Origin of the sequence: Streptantibioticus silvisoli (assembly GCF_027947535.2) — a bacterium.
GTDB lineage: Bacteria > Actinomycetota > Actinomycetes > Streptomycetales > Streptomycetaceae > Streptantibioticus_C > Streptantibioticus_C silvisoli.
In genome coordinates, this window is record NZ_JAAGKO020000054.1 from 12,672 (window position 1) to 26,498 (window position 13,827).

Below are 13,827 nucleotides of genomic sequence, written 5' to 3' on the forward strand. Positions count from 1 at the left end.
TCGAAACGACTGTGCCCGGCCCGCCTTCGCGCGGGAGGGGCACCGATGGAAGGAAGACCATGAGCGACGTCAGCGGCTTCAGCAGCATCTCCCCGACCACCCTGGCCGACATCCTGGGCCGCGGGCAGGTCATGGACACCGGCATCCGGCCGCTGTGGTCCCCCACGCCGCGGGTCGCCGGCCCCGCGTTCACCGTGCGGTGCCCGCCGGGTGACAACCTCATGCTGCACGCGGCCATCCACCGCGCGGAGCCCGGCTCGGTCATCGTCGTCGAGGCGGGCGACGTGGACTTCGCGCTCGCCGGGGGCAACGTCTGCGCGGTCGCCCAGCGCCGCGGGGTCGCCGCGTTCGTGCTCGACGGGGTGATCCGCGACCTGGCCGAGATCCGCGCGATGGGCTTCCCGGTCTTCGCCCGCGGCGTCATCCCCGTTCCCGGCACCAAGAAGGCCGTCGAGCCGCTCAACGCCCCGGTGACGGTGGGCGGGGTGACAGTGAACGCCGGTGACGTCGTGGTGGCCGACGAGGAGGGCATCGTCGTCACACCGCACGCCCGCCAGGAGCAGGTGCTGCTCGACGCGCGGAAGAAGGCCGCCAAGGAGGCCGCCGAGACGCTCGACATGTGGGAAGAGGCGCACAACACCCGCATCAACGAGCTGCTGAGCGCGAACGGCTTCGAAGGCTGACGCGACGCTCACAACGACCGGGCCGGCGAGCACGCGACACCCCGCGGCGCCCGCCGGCCCCGTCCGCTTTCCGGGGCCGGCCGGCCCCGGACGCGCCGATGGCCCCGTCGGCCCCGGCACTCGGCACCGGCGACCGGCTGCACACCTCCGGCCCCGGCCCGCTGGAACCCGGCTGCCCCGGCCGCTCGTACGCCGGACGCCCCGGCCGCACCGGACGCCGGACGCCACGACACCCTCCGCCCGGCCGGCGCCGACCGCGCCCCGGCCGGTGTTGCGCCGTCAACTCCCCGTTCGCAGCGCGGAGTTCACCCGGGTGCCGTCATCTCCTCCGGGGCGGCCGGTTCCGCGGTGCGGGCGCGCATGCGCAGGCCGCGGGCGACGATGGGCGGCATCGCGGCGCCGAGCAGGGCGAATCCGACGGCCAGCACGATCCACCCGGTCGGCCCGTGCCCCAGCACCAGCCAGGTGAACAGCGCCGGAGCGAACATCTTCCCCAGGTCGGCACCCATCGCCTGGGTGCCCTGGTACTGGCCCTGGGCGTCGTCGGGGGCGAGGTCGAAGGAGATGCTCCAGCTGCCCGCCGACTGCCGCACCTCGCCGAACGCGTGGGCCACCGCGCCCAGCACCAGGCACAGGCAGGAGACGAAGAGCGAGGCGCCGCTGCTCAGGGCGTAGACGACGCAGCCGACCGCGATGAACACCGCGCCCTGGAAGGTCACCCGCGCCGCGGCGGTCGGGGTCTCGGTGCCGCGGGCGGCCCTGGTCTGGACGACCACGACGAAGAGCGTGTTGACGATGAGGATGACCGCGCTCATCCAGCGCGGCGCGCCGGTGTGGTGCAGCACCCACAGCGGCAGCACCACGTCGAGCAGGCTGCCGTGCGTGGTCAGCATCCCGTCCAGGACGGTGAAGAGCAGGAACGGCTTGTCGCGCAGCACCGCCAGCGCGGGGCCGGGCTTGGGCGGGACCGGCGGGACGGCGGGTTCGAGGATGGTGAGCAGGCCGGTGGCGAGGAAGGCCAGGGCGCTGATCGCCACGGCCCCCTGGTAGCACAGCCGGGTTCCCACCGCGAGGGACAGGCCGGCCACCAGCGCGCCGACCGTGTAGCCGCCGTTGCTGGCGGACCGCACGAAGGCCATGATCCGCACCCGGTCGTCGGCCGGGACGAGGCCGGCGATCATCGCCTTGCGGGCGCTGCGGCCGCACCGGTAGGCGATGGACTGGACGGAGACGGCGGCCAGGTACGTCCAGAAGCCGTTGGCCAGCAGCACGCACAGGGTCAGCGGGGTCAGCACCAGGTACGACCACATCTGCACGGTGCGCGGGCCGGCCCGGTCGGCGAGGTGGCCCAGCGGGATGCTGCACAGCAGCACGATCGCGGCGGCGACGCTCACGCTGAGACCGAGCTGGCTCGGCGTCAGGTGGACGACGGTGACCGCGTAGATGGCGCTGATCGCCAGCCACAGCCCCTGTCCCACCGACATGACCGTGGTGATGACGGTGAGCAGCCGGGCGGGGCCGGGTGGGGGAAGAATACGGTTCAGCACGGAACATCATCCTGTCGCATCATGCCGGCCGCGTCACACCGTTCCGCTGATGTGGGCCCGGGAGCGCACGTGGAACCCGAGGTGCCCGACGCCCTGCTGGGCCGCCGCCACCGCCTCGCGCGGGGTGGCCGCCAGGGCCCGTACCGCCGCGACGCGGGAGTCCGACGACGCCAGGCCGCCCAGGGCGGTCCCCGGCCGGGCGGTGACCTGCACGTCGGTGACACCGGCGGTGGCGCGTGCCTCGGCGGTGCCGGAGACCTCTTCGAGCACCCCGGTTCCCGGCAGCGCGGCGAACCAGATCGCCGAGGCGACCCGTTCACGCGGTGCGGCCAGCAGTGCACGGACCCCGGGCAGCACCTTGTCGCCCAGCGTCTGGCGCACGACGCAGTCCGACAGGTCGACGCCGGTGACGTCGAGGGTCAGGCCGGGTATCTCGTCGCCGCCGACCCGGACGTGGGTCTCGATCAGCCGCGGGCCGTGGTCGCCGAGCACGATCTCGGTGTGGGTGGCGCCGAACTCGACGCCCAGGGCGTCCAGTACCCGCGTGACGTACGCCTCGGCCGCCGCGCGCTGCGCGTCGCTCAGGCCGGCCGGCACCACGTGGCCCAGTTCGACGAAGGTGGCGGGGTCGGAGAACTTGCGGGTGATGGAGACGATCACGTGCTCGCCCGCCTCGGAGAGGCCCTCGACGCTGAACTGGTCGCCCTCGTGGTACTGCTCGACGATCACCCCGGCGCCGGTGATCCCGGTGTGGTCGCCGCTGGCCCGCCGCCACGCCGCCGGGACGTCCGCCTCGGTGCGGGCCAGCGCCACGCCGACGCTGCCGGCGCCGGAGACCGGTTTGACCACGCAGGGCCCGCCGTGGGCGCGCAGGAAGGACCGCACGTCGTTCTCACCGGTGGCGATCGTGTGGGCGGTGGAGTCCAGGCCGGCCGCGACGAGCCGGTCCCTCATGAGGTTCTTGTCGTGCACCAGCGCCACGGTCTCGGGGCTGTGGGTGGGCAGGCCCAGCGCGGCGCCGATGGCGGCGCACCGGTCCTGGTCGCGCTCGCCGACGGTGGCGATCCGGGTGAACGGCTGGTGGGCGTGGACGGCGGCCGCCAGCGCGATCCACTCCTCGTCGTCCGCGCGTTCGCGCAGGGCGATGACCCGGGCGTTCTCGTGGGCGTCCCGCACCTTGTGGACGTACTCCACGCGGCACATGACCGTGGTGACGGTACCGGGGCTCGCCGCGCGGACTCGGCCCGGGAACTCCCGGCCGGTACCGACGACGAGGACATGTTCGGGCACAGCGGTCTCTTCTCTCACTGGTCGGGGGTCACTTGGTCGGGAGGTCACTTGGTCGGGAGGTCACTGGTCGGGGGCCACCTGGTCACCGGCCGGGGGCGCCGGCCGGCGGGGTACCGGCCGGGGGCCGGGTCACGAGCCGGCCCGGGGGCCGTCGAGGAGGGCGGCCAGCGCGGCGGCGGTCACGGCGCCGGGCTCGCGGTGGCCGCGGGCGCTGTCGTTGGCGGCGCGCTGCAACAGCTCGTTGACCGGGGTGGGCACCGCGTGCTCGCGGCCGAGCAGGACGATCTCGCCGTTGAGGTGGTCGGTCTCGATCGATCCGGCGCCGCGCACCAGGCTCTGCCACGACGAGCCGAGCGCGCGTTCGCCGTCGCCCAGCGGCCGTACCTCGACGGCGTCGCGGCGCAGGTCGGCCAGTTCCGCCCCGCCGGTCGCGGCGATCCCGGCGGCGGCCAGCACGGCGGCGCCCTCCGCCTTCGCACGGGCGGTCAGGTCCCGCGCCTCGGCGCCGGTGTCGCGGCCGCAGACGGCCTCGACGGCGTTGGCGAGGTTGCCCAGCAGCTTGCCGTACTTCCAGCGCATGACGTCCGGTACGACCGGGGCAAGGAAGGCGGACTTCTCCAGGCCGGCGGCGATCCGCCGGGCGGTGTCGTCCGCGCCGGCCGGGTAGCGGCCGAGGACCAGCGCGCCGGTGTACGGCCCGCAGGGCGCGGCGATCGCCCCGGGCGTCAGGAAGGTGGAGGGCAGCACGACGCACATGCCGTACACCTGCCGGAAGCGGCGCAGCGCCAGCCGCTCGTTCTCCACGCCGTTCTGCGCGCAGACCACCGGCAGCCGTTCACCGGCGGTGCCGCCGCCGGCGACCGGGCGGGCGGCCCAGGTATCCAGCGCGGCCACGCTGTCCTGGGTCTTGACGGCGAGGACGAGCACGTCGCCGTCGCGCAGGCCGACGTCCTCGGGGCGGTCCACGACGGGCACGTCGAGCTGGAGCGTCCCGGCGGGGGTGGTCAGCCGCAACCCGTGCTCGCGCAGCGCCCGGTGGTGCGCGCCGCGTGCGACCAGGACGACGTCCTGGCCGGCCTCGTGCAGCCGGCCGCCGATCGAGCCGCCGACCGCGCCGGCGCCGATGATGATGTAGCGCATTCCCTTACCTCACTCGTTGCCCGGCCGGCCGGGCGCGGCCGCGGACCGCGCCCGGTGCCGGCTTCGGCCGCCGTCTCGTCCGGCCGTCGTCATGTGGTCCAGCGGACCCCGGCCGCGTACCAGTCGGCGAGCCGGCCGGCGTTGCGTTCCACCTCGCCGGCGTCGGCTCCGGTCACCGTGTAGCCGGCCAGGTACATGCCGGACTTCTCGCCGGCCCGGTACGCGCTGCCGACGGTACCGCGCAGCCGTTGCTCGGCGACGAAGGACGGCGGATCGCCGGGCAGGGCCGCCAGGGTGCCGGTCTCGGGGTAGAAGACGACCCAGCCGGCGGTGCGGCCGGGTTCGGCGCCGTCGAAGCCGCGGGCGGTGGCGGGCTCGCCGACCTGGGCCCTGAACCACTCCTGGTCGAGGTCGTAGCCGGTGGCGGCCCGGATCGCGGCGGTGGTCAGCGCGCCGCCGGTGCGGCTGGCGACCTCGCACAGCACGAGCTCGTCGCCGGGGGTGCGGAAGACCTCCAGGTGGATGGTGGTGCACCGCGGGGTCGGCAGGGCGGCGAGCACCCGGCGGGCGTAGCCGGTCAGCCGGGCCACCAGCGGGTCGTCGCGGGTGAGCTGGACCGAGCCGAGGTGGGTGCCCGAGCGGTAGGACAGGCAGTCGTTGAGGTAGCGGGAGGCGAAGGCGTCGACCAGTTCACCGTCGGCGACCAGGCCGTCCACCACGTACATGGCACCGTCGACGAAGCGTTCGACCTCGGCGTGTTCGGGCAGTCCGGCCCGCAGCAGGTCCGCCAGGTCCGCCGGGCCGCGCAGCACCTGGGTGCCGGTGGAGCCGGAGCCGTAGGCGGGCTTGACCACCACGGGGTAGCCGTTCTCGCGGACGAACGCGAGCAGGTCGAACACCACGCGCACCGGGGCGAACCGCGGCACTGCGAGGCCCTGGTCGCGCAGCAGCGTCTTCATCAGCACCTTGTCGCGGAAGGCCAGGGCGCCGGCGAAGTCCTGCCCCGGTACGCCGAGCAGTTCGCGCAGCCGGGCGGCCCGCAGCACGTCGCTCTCCATCCGGGCGAGCACGGCGTACGGCCGCCGGCGGCCGGCGCTCTCCAGCGCGGCCTGCTCCACCGCGCCGCCGTGGGCGTAGTCGGCGAAGGACCGCGCGCCGGGCACGTGGCGGTACTGCGGGAACTTCGCCTGCGACACCAGCAGGTGCAGCCGCACCCCGGTGCCGGCCGCCCACGTGTCGTAGGGGGTGTCGGCGTGGTCGCTGTTGACGAAGACCAGGACGTCGCGCGGGCCCGCGGCCTGCTCCGATTGCGTTGTCACCGGCGCTTCTCCTTGAACCAGCGGCTCCCTTTCGCCCGGCGGGGCGACTCGGTTGCAGGCTAGGTCAGCGCGCCCGGACCGGCGGCGTTCTGGCCAAACTTCGGCTTTACCGGGAAAAGATTGTTCTGCTCATTTTGAGCGTGGTACACAGGGCCGGTCCGCACTGCGGCGCAGCCGTGGCGCAGGACACATGGGCGCAACGTTGATCTCACTCAACGGCAATGGTTTTGTTACCCCTTTGGGGACGAAGCGAGCACGGGGGCGCAAATGGGGATTCCATGACCGATTCGCCTCCTCGGCCGGCCCACAGGCCGTTCAACTGTTGACGAATTCCGGCGTTGCCGGGCGGATTCCGCACGCAACCAGAGCCATGGATCACAAGGTTGGACACCCACCGCATTCTCGCCGGGCCCCCGCGTCCTCACGGCCACGAGCACGAGTACGCCAACTTCCTGCACACCCTCGCAGGGCTGCTCGAACTCGAGATGTACGACCGGGCACGCCAGTTCATGGACGACGTGGCCGGCGCCCGCGCCCGCCCGGCCGGCGGGCTGACCGAGCGGGTACGCGAACCGCTGGTCGGCGCCCTGCTGCTCGGCAAGAGCGCCGTCGCCGCCGACCGCGGCGTCACGCTGCGCATCGCCGAAGGAACGTATCTTCCGCACACCGCTGCCGCCCCCCGCGACCTGGTGACCGTGGTGGGCAACCTGGTCGACAACGCGCTCGACGCGGTGGCCGCGCACCGGGCGGCCGACCCCTTCGTGGAGGTCGAACTGCGGGCGGAGGGCCGCACCGCCGTCGTGCGCGTCGCGGACAACGGCCCCGGCGTGCCGGCCGGCCGGCGCGAGTCGGTGTTCGCCGAGGGCTGGTCGACCAAGCCGGCCGCGTGCCCGGCGGGACGCGGGCTGGGCCTGGCCCTGGTGCGGCGGGTCGCCGAGCGGTACGACGGCGAGGCCACCGCGTGCGACCGCGCCGGCGGCGGCGCCGAGTTCACCGTGGTGCTGCCACGGGCACTGGTACCCGACGGAGGCAACCGATGATCGACGTCCTCATCGTGGATGACGACTTCTACGTGGCGGAGATCAACTCGGCGTACCTGTCGCGCATCCCCGGCTTCCGGGTCGTCGGCCAGGCCCACACCGCCGCCGAGGCGCTCGCGGTCATCGAACGCGGCGGCACCGACCTGGTGCTGCTCGACCACTACCTGCCGGACGAGACCGGCCTGTCGCTGGTGCGGCGGCTGCACCAGCACCACCACGAGGTCGACGTGATCATGGTGACCGCCAGCCGGGACGCCGCCGACGTGCGGGCGGCGCTGCGCTGCGGGGTGCTGCAGTACCTGCTCAAGCCGTTCACCTTCCAGACCCTGCGCGCCAAGCTGGAGGCGTACGCGCAGCTGCGCACCGCCCTGGACGGCATCGAGGAGTCCGAGGAGCTGGGGCAGGACAGGATGGACGGGATCTTCGGCACCTTCCGCGCCCCGGCACGCGTCACGCCCCGCTCCAAGGGTTTTTCGGCACCGACCGCCGAACTCGTGCGCCAGGTGCTGCTGCGCGCGGCGCAGCCGCTGTCGGCGCGGGAGGTCGCCGACCGCGCCGGACTGAGCCGGTCCACCGCGCAGCGCTACCTCAAGCACCTGGAGAAGACCGGCTGCGCCCGGCTGACCCTGAAATACGGGGACGCCGGGCGACCGGAACACCACTACGAGTGCTGAGCAGCGCTCGTATACACTTTCGGCGGCGATCGGCTCACTGTCCGTAGCGAAATCAAAAGAAGCAAAACGGGATTTCCGCTATGAAGCCGCAATGTGCTCACAACGGTGGCACGGCCCCCGCCCTCATCTAGTGTCCTTTTCGAGCCGCCCGGGGGGGTGGGCGGATGGGACCGAGGGGAACGACAAAACCGACTCCCGGCCAGGTTTTCCGTGGCCGGTATGTGCTGCTGCCCAGCGCCGCCACGGCCCCGGCCGTCGTCCACCGCGCCGAGGCGCCAGCGAGTACGCCATCACCAGCGAGGGGATTCCCATCATGGGCGCGAACCGCCGCATGCTCCGGCTCGGAGCCTTCCTCATAGCACCCGGCTACCACGTCGCCTCCTGGCGCCACCCGACCGCCCACGCGGACGGCGGCACCGACTTCGCGCACTACCGCGACCTGGTACGGACCGCGGAGCGCGGCAAGTTCGACATGGTCTTCCTCTCCGACGGGCTGGGCATCCGCACCCCGTACCGGGACGAGGAGGAACTCAGCCGCTGGGGCCGGTTCGCGCAGTTCGAGCCGCTGAGCCTGCTGTCCGCGCTGGCGGTGTCCACCGACCGGATCGGGCTGGCCGCGACCGCCTCCACCTCGTACAACGAACCGTTCCACCTCGCCCGGCAGTTCGCCTCGCTGGACTTCCTCAGCGGCGGGCGGGCCGGCTGGAACGTGGTCACCTCCGTCACCGACGCCGAGGCCCGCAACTTCAACCGCGACACCCAGCTGGACCACGAGACCCGCTACCACCGGGCCCGGGAGTTCATGGACGTCGTCACCGGGCTGTGGGACAGCTGGGAGGACGACGCGTTCCTCTACGACAAGGAGTCGGGCCGCTTCTTCGACCCGGCCAAGCTGCACATCCTGCACCACAAGGGCGAGCACTTCTCGGTACGCGGCCCGCTCAACGTGGCCCGCCCGCCGCAGGGCTACCCGGTGCTGGTCCAGGCCGGCGCCTCCCCCGACGGCCAGGACTTCGCCGCCCAGTGGGCCGAGGTGGTCTTCACCGCCAACCAGCGGCTCGACCAGTCGCAGGCGTTCTACCGCGGCATGAAGGAGCAGGTCGCCGCGCACGGGCGGGACGCGGAGCAGATCAAGATCATGCCGGGGGTCTTCCCGGTGATCGGCCGCACCCGCGCCGAGGCCGAGGACAAGTACGCCGTGCTCCAGGAGCTGGTCGACCCGGTGGTGGGCCTCGGCCTGCTCACCCAACTGCTGGGCGACGTGGACATCTCCGGCTACCCGCTGGACGGCCCGCTGCCGGAACTGCCCGCCACCGAAGGCTGCACCAGCCGCCAGCAGCTCGTCTGGGACAAGGCGCGCCGCGAGGGGCTCACCATCAAGGAGCTGTACCGGTCGGTGTCCGGCGGCCGCGGCCACCGCATCATCATCGGCACCCCCGGTGACGTGGCCGACGAGCTGGAGGAGTGGTTCACCGCCGGGGGCGCCGACGGCTTCAACGTCATGCCGCCGGTCCTGCCCGACGGGCTCGACGACTTCGTCGACCTGGTCATCCCCGAACTCCAGCGCCGGCAGCTGTTCCGCACCGAGTACGAGGGCGGCACGCTCCGCGAGAACCTCGGGCTCGACCGGCCGGCCCACCGGGCGGCCTCCTCCGCGCCGGCCGGGCACTGAAGACAGGAGCCGCACCATGCCGTCCTTCGGTAGGACGTTGCGGGAGATCCCGCCTTCGCCACTCGTCACGGTCGAGCGGCTGCTGCGTTCCGGCGCCCACGAGGCACCGGTGGGACTCCAGCAGGGCAGGACCGTCTTCGAACCGTGCGCGCGACCGCGCGCCTGGGAGCGGGCCGAGTTCGGGATCAGCGCGCACGAGCACGCGCCGCCCGGCGGAGTACCCGCGCTGCGCCGGGCGTTCGCCGAGGCGGCGACCGCACGGCGCGGCACCCGCGTCGACCCCGAACAGGTCCTGGTGACCTCCGGCGCCACCCACGCCATCGCGGTGGTGCTGCACGCGGTGCTGCGGCCGGGCGACGAGGTGCTGGTCCTCTCCCCACAGTGGCTGTTCGCCACCGGCCTGGTGTGGGCGGCCGGCGGCGTACCCCGGGAGGTCCCGGTCTTCCTGGAGCTGTCGCGCGACCCGGGGTTCGACTTCACCGCCGCCATCGAGCGGGCGGTGGGCCCGCGCACCCGGGCCATCTACTTCAACAACCCCAACAACCCGACCGGCTTCCGGCTGGACGAGCCGGCGCTGACCCGGCTGGCGGAGCTGGCCGAGCGCCACGACCTGTGGCTGATCGCGGACAACGCCTACGAGAACTACGACTTCTCCGACGGCGGATTCATCGACATGGCGACCGTCGGCACCGCCGCGGAGCGCACCTTCTCGGTGCACAGCTGCAGCAAGACGTACGCCATGCCCGGCACCCGCGCCGGGCATCTGATCTCACCGCCGGGTTCGGAGGAGGTGCTGACCAAGTGGTCGCTGCACACCCTGTACTCGGTCTCCACCGCCGCCCAGTTCACCGCGTTCGAGGCGCTGGCCACCCCGGCGGCCGAGCTGGCGGCGCGCCGCGAACGGGCGGCGCACGCCTGGGCGCTCGCCGACGAGGCCCTGGAGATCCCGCACACCGCGGTCGCCGGCGGGCTGTACACCTTCGTGGACCTGCGGGCGTACGGCGACGGTGAGGAGTTCGTCCGCCGGTGCGCGCGGGCCGGTGTCGGGCTCGCGCCGGGCCGGGTGTTCGGCGAGCACTGCGCGGACTGGGCCCGGATCTGCTTCACCGCGGCGGCACCGCGGTCGGTGGTCGAGGCGATCGGCCGCGTCAACACGATCTACCGGGAGGGCAAGGGTGAGCGCTGAGGTGACCGCGCCGGCGCCGGGCTCCACGCTTTCGCCGTACCTGTGGCGGTACGACGCGCCGGCGCAGATCGGGCTGAAGGTCAACGTCTACCGGGGCTTCGAGGTGCGCGGGCTGGCGCAGGCGCTGCGCACCCCGGACCTGGCGGCCAGCCCGGTGGAGTGCCTGATGGTCGGCGACTCGTACTTCATGACCCACCTGGGCCGCCCCTCCACGGCGATGGACGGCCGCGGTGAGCAGGAGTGGGCGCTGCACACGCTGACCGGCCTGGTCGGCGAGGTGCGCGAGGCGATGGACGCCGAGTTCCCGGCGGACCGGCGGCCGTTCCTGCTCGCCGACCTGCCCGACGGCGCGACCCGCGACAGCGGCGCGGCCCGTGAGGCGGCCGACCGGTTCGTCGCGGCCGGCGCGGACGCGGTGAAGATCGAGGTGGCCGGCGCGCGCGAACTGGACTGCGTCGCGGCGGTGGCCTCCAGCGGGGTGCCGACCCTGGCGCATCTCGGCTACACCCCGCAGCGCGGGGTGCTGGGCCGGCACGGCGACGCGGTGGACGAGGCGTTCGCGCTGTTCGCCCAGGCACGCCGGGTCCGCGACGCCGGGGCGTGCGGGCTGATCATCGAGATGGTCAGCGAGGCGGTGAACCAGGCGCTGAGCACCCCGCACCCCGAAGGGCTGCCGCTGTACTCGGTGTTCAGCGGCCGGGCGCGCTGGGGCGGCCAGAGCCTCAACCTGTGGGACGCCGTCGTGCGGCCGTCCCGCGGCGCGAAGTACTTCCCGCCGACCTCGGTGCTCGACGCCGCCGAGGTGCCCGCCTGCTACGGCCCCGAACTCATCGCCGACCGGATGCGCGAACTGATCCGACTGACCCTGGCGGGCTGGTTCCCGCTCACGCCGCGCACCGCGCTGAGCCCGCGCGAGTTCGGGCAGGTCGCCGACGCCGATCCCTGGAGCACCTCATGACTGTCACCGAGCCGGACACCACCGTCTTCGACGACCTCGAATCGGCCGTCAGGACCTACTGCCGCCGGTTCCCCGCGGTCTTCACCCGGGCGAGCGGGCACCGGATGTGGGACGAGGAGGGCCGCGAGTACACCGACTTCCTGTCGGGTGCCGGCGCCCTCAACTACGGGCACAACCCGCCGGCCGTGCGCGGCGCCGTCGTGGACTACCTGCTCGCCGACGGCCCGGTGCACGGCCTGGACCTGCACACCACCGCCAAGGCCGCCTTCCTGCGCCGCCTGCGCGACGTGGTGCTGCGGCCGCGGGGGCTGGACTACCGGGTGCAGTTCACCGGCCCCACCGGCACCAACGCGGTCGAGGCGGCGTTCAAAACCGCCCGCCGCGTCACCGGGCGCACCGACGTCATCGCGTTCACCGGCGGCTTCCACGGCCTGTCGCTGGGCGCGCTGGCCGCCTCCGCCACCTCCTTCAAGCGCGGCGCCGCCGGCGTTCCGCTCGGCCACGTCACGCGGATGCCCTACGAGGGGTACGCCGGGGACGGGGTCGACACCGTCGACTACCTCACCCGCATGCTGGACGACCCGGGCAGCGGCGTCGACCTGCCCGCCGCGATCGTGGTGGAGACCGTGCAGGGCGAGGGCGGCCTGGCGGTGGCGAGCGCCGAGTGGCTGCGCCGGCTGGCGCGGGCCGCCCGGGAGCGGGGCATCCCGCTCATCGTCGACGACATCCAGGCCGGCTGCGGCCGCACCGGAACCTTCTTCAGCTTCGAGGAGGCCGGCATCGTGCCGGACCTGGTGTGCCTGTCGAAGTCGATCAGCGGCTACGGCCTGCCGATGGCGCTGGTGCTGGTCCGGCCCGAGCTGGACCAGCTCGGCCCCGGCGAGCACAGCGGCACCTTCCGCGGCAACAACCTGGCCTTCGTGGCCGCCGCGGCCTGCCTGGACTTCTGGGCCGACCCGCGGTTCGCCGAGGGCGTGCGGCGCAACGCCGCCGAGCTCGACGCGCTGCTGACCGGCCTGGCCGCCCGGTTCACCGACCTGGGCTGCGTGCCGCGCGGTCGCGGGATGATCCGCGGTCTGGCCTTCACCGACGAGGCGCTGGCGGACCGGGTCTCGCGGGCCGCCTTCGACCGCGGGCTGCTGGTGGAGACCTCCGGGGCGCGCGGGCAGGTGCTGAAGATCATGCCGCCGATCGTCACGGGCGCGGCGGAACTCGCCCTGGGCGTCGCCACACTCGCCGACGCGATCGCGTCGGCGGCGCGGCAACCGGCACGGGAAGCAGCACCGGAACCGGCACCGGACACAGCACCGGAACCGGCACAGCGAGCAGCACAGGAGGAGGGACACAAGTGAGCGTCACCGATCACGAGGGCAGCCACGGGTCCGGACACGACAGCGTCATCGACGAGGCGGTGCTGCGCCGGATCGCCGACTCCTGGCCCCGGCGCGCCACCATCCGCACCGACATGGACCGGATCGCCGAGCCGGAGGAGTACGACCACGCGCTGCCGGACTACCCGGTACGGCTGCTGCCGTTCGCCGAACACCCGCTGTTCCTGGCGGCCTCCCCCGAGCAGCGGCAGCAGGTGCTCACCATGGCCTGGCTGGTCTACAACGAGCGGGTCGTCGCGGCCGAGGAGCGGGTCGCCAACCCGACGTTCGCCATGGTCATCCGCGGCGACTTCCCCGGCGCCGAGGGCGTCCACCTCAAGCGGGCCGTCCAGCAGACCCACGTGGACGAGGTGTGGCACACCTACATGCACATGATCGCCATGCAGCGCACCCGCGAGGTACGGCAGGTCACCGGTGAGCCGGAGTACCCGCACACCGTGATCTACCGCAGGCTGCTGGAGGCGGAGGCGCGGACCACCGAGAGCTGGGAGCGCGACCTGCTCAAGCTGGTGTGGACGACCGTCTCCGAGGTCAGCGTCAACGCCTACCTGGAGCTGCTGTCGCGCGACGAGACGGTCCAGCCGCTGCACGCCCTCGTCCCGCGGCTGCACGCCAGGGACGAGTCCGCGCACTCCTCGGTGGTGGTCGAGGTCGCCAAGGCGCTGTACGTGCACATGAACGCCGAGCAGCGCCGGGTGTTCGTCGACGCGCTGCCCAAGGCGCTGAACGCCTTCGTGGCCCAGGACTTCGCGGTGTGGCCCGGTGTGCTGCGGGCCGCCGGCTTCGAGCGGGCCGACGAGATCGTCGCCGACTGCCGCGCGCAGGCGGGCAACAACCTGCTGGTGCGCGACTTCTCCGGGGTGCGGCGCATCGTGCGCGAGATGGAGCTGGACGACCTGGTCGACTTCGACTTCGGGGCGGAATGAC

12 protein-coding genes are annotated in these 13,827 nt (G+C 73.3%); 8 read left to right on the forward strand and 4 right to left on the reverse strand.

The window, feature by feature from the left end; all coding sequences use genetic code 11:
- Positions 1 to 59: 59 nt before the first annotated feature.
- Entirely contained in the window at positions 60 to 683 is a 624-nt protein-coding gene (locus POF43_RS28000; protein ID WP_271325058.1) for an RraA family protein, read from the forward strand.
- Between the two features lie 305 nt (positions 684 to 988).
- Here POF43_RS28000 and POF43_RS28005 read toward each other — a convergent pair whose 3' ends face one another.
- The 4 genes from POF43_RS28005 to POF43_RS28020 all read right to left on the reverse strand — a co-directional run bounded on the left by POF43_RS28005 (position 989) and on the right by POF43_RS28020 (position 5,979).
- The gene (locus POF43_RS28005) at positions 989 to 2,230 is read right to left on the reverse strand and encodes an MFS transporter (protein WP_271312631.1); all 1,242 of its coding nucleotides are present in this window, start codon (positions 2,228 to 2,230) and stop codon (positions 989 to 991) included.
- A gap of 33 nt (positions 2,231 to 2,263) precedes the next feature.
- On the reverse strand, positions 2,264 to 3,520 hold the full coding sequence (locus POF43_RS28010) for an ATP-grasp domain-containing protein (RefSeq protein ID WP_271322504.1): 1,257 nt from the start codon (positions 3,518 to 3,520) through the stop codon (positions 2,264 to 2,266).
- A 129-nt stretch (positions 3,521 to 3,649) separates the two neighbouring features.
- The gene (locus POF43_RS28015; RefSeq protein ID WP_271322505.1) at positions 3,650 to 4,660 is read right to left on the reverse strand and encodes a ketopantoate reductase family protein; all 1,011 of its coding nucleotides are present in this window, start codon (positions 4,658 to 4,660) and stop codon (positions 3,650 to 3,652) included.
- A gap of 89 nt (positions 4,661 to 4,749) precedes the next feature.
- Entirely contained in the window at positions 4,750 to 5,979 is a 1,230-nt protein-coding gene (locus tag POF43_RS28020; protein WP_271312628.1) for an ATP-grasp domain-containing protein, read from the reverse strand.
- 383 nt (positions 5,980 to 6,362) lie between these two features.
- Between POF43_RS28020 and POF43_RS28025 the strand changes: the two genes are divergently transcribed.
- The 7 genes from POF43_RS28025 to POF43_RS28055 all read left to right on the forward strand — a co-directional run bounded on the left by POF43_RS28025 (position 6,363) and on the right by POF43_RS28055 (position 13,826).
- Entirely contained in the window at positions 6,363 to 7,019 is a 657-nt protein-coding gene (locus POF43_RS28025; protein ID WP_308217339.1) for a sensor histidine kinase, read from the forward strand.
- Complete coding sequence (locus POF43_RS28030; RefSeq protein ID WP_271312627.1) at positions 7,016 to 7,693, forward strand: response regulator; 678 nt, start codon at positions 7,016 to 7,018, stop codon at positions 7,691 to 7,693. The genes POF43_RS28025 and POF43_RS28030 overlap by 4 nt, the downstream gene beginning before the upstream one ends.
- Positions 7,694 to 8,006: 313 nt before the next feature.
- Entirely contained in the window at positions 8,007 to 9,365 is a 1,359-nt protein-coding gene (locus tag POF43_RS28035) for an LLM class flavin-dependent oxidoreductase (RefSeq protein ID WP_271322506.1), read from the forward strand.
- Positions 9,366 to 9,381: 16 nt separating this feature from the next.
- Positions 9,382 to 10,551, forward strand: a complete 1,170-nt coding sequence (locus tag POF43_RS28040) for a pyridoxal phosphate-dependent aminotransferase (RefSeq protein WP_271322507.1) — start codon at positions 9,382 to 9,384, stop codon at positions 10,549 to 10,551.
- The gene (locus POF43_RS28045) at positions 10,541 to 11,509 is read left to right on the forward strand and encodes a 3-methyl-2-oxobutanoate hydroxymethyltransferase (RefSeq protein WP_271322508.1); all 969 of its coding nucleotides are present in this window, start codon (positions 10,541 to 10,543) and stop codon (positions 11,507 to 11,509) included. Before POF43_RS28040 ends, POF43_RS28045 begins: the two co-directional genes overlap by 11 nt.
- A complete protein-coding gene (gene ectB / locus POF43_RS28050; RefSeq protein WP_271322509.1) occupies positions 11,506 to 12,861 on the forward strand; it encodes a diaminobutyrate--2-oxoglutarate transaminase in 1,356 nt (451 codons plus the stop codon). The genes POF43_RS28045 and ectB overlap by 4 nt, the downstream gene beginning before the upstream one ends.
- Positions 12,858 to 13,826 (forward strand): diiron oxygenase, encoded by a 969-nt coding sequence (locus POF43_RS28055; protein WP_271322510.1) that lies wholly within the window; start codon positions 12,858 to 12,860, stop codon positions 13,824 to 13,826. The genes ectB and POF43_RS28055 overlap by 4 nt, the downstream gene beginning before the upstream one ends.
- The last annotated feature ends 1 nt before the right edge of the window (position 13,827 follow it).